Below are 554 nucleotides of genomic sequence, written 5' to 3'. Positions count from 1 at the left end.
AACTGGACGGTATCGGAGGGTTCGCCAAGGTGATCACCAATCCGGTGCTCGTGTGGGAGTTCAGCCACGTCATCACCTCCTCCTGGCTGGTTGCCGGCACATTCGTCGCTGGCCTGGCCATCTGGTGGATGACCCGGGCCGCCCGTGAGGGCGGGGAGGCCGGTCGTCGCGAGGCACGCGACATCTGGCGCCCCCTGGCACGCTTCGGGCTCCTGGTCATCATCATCGGCGGCCTGGGGACAGCAGCGACCGGTCACGTCCAGGGCCAGGAACTGGTGCGCATCCAGCCGATGAAGATGGCCGTCGCGGAGGGTGTCTGCGTGGACACCCCCGGGGCCGCCTTCACCATCGCCTCCTTCGGGGCATGCCCCCTGGACGACGAGGGCGCACCCACCCAGTTCCTGCAGGTTCCCGGTGTTGCGGCGTTCATGGCCACCAACTCCTTCAGCGGTGACGTCGAGGGCGTGGCCGATGTGCAGGCGCGCATGGTCGAGACCCTCAATGCCAATCCGGACTTCGTCGCGAAGTACGGTGACGCGGCGAACATGGACTTC

Annotated in this window: 1 protein-coding gene; it reads left to right on the top strand. The window is 67.1% G+C overall.

The annotated features are described in order from the left end of the window. Nucleotides 1-29 precede the first annotated feature (29 nt). The coding region (locus FK530_RS25210; protein WP_231706804.1) for a cytochrome ubiquinol oxidase subunit I at nt 30-554 on the top strand (525 nt) is incomplete at its 3' end.

The sequence above is a fragment of the Tsukamurella conjunctivitidis genome, assembly GCF_007858475.1.
GTDB lineage: Bacteria > Actinomycetota > Actinomycetes > Mycobacteriales > Mycobacteriaceae > Tsukamurella > Tsukamurella conjunctivitidis.
The sequence above is the reverse complement of the archived record's forward strand: the minus strand, read 5'-3'. Positions and strand labels throughout refer to the sequence as shown.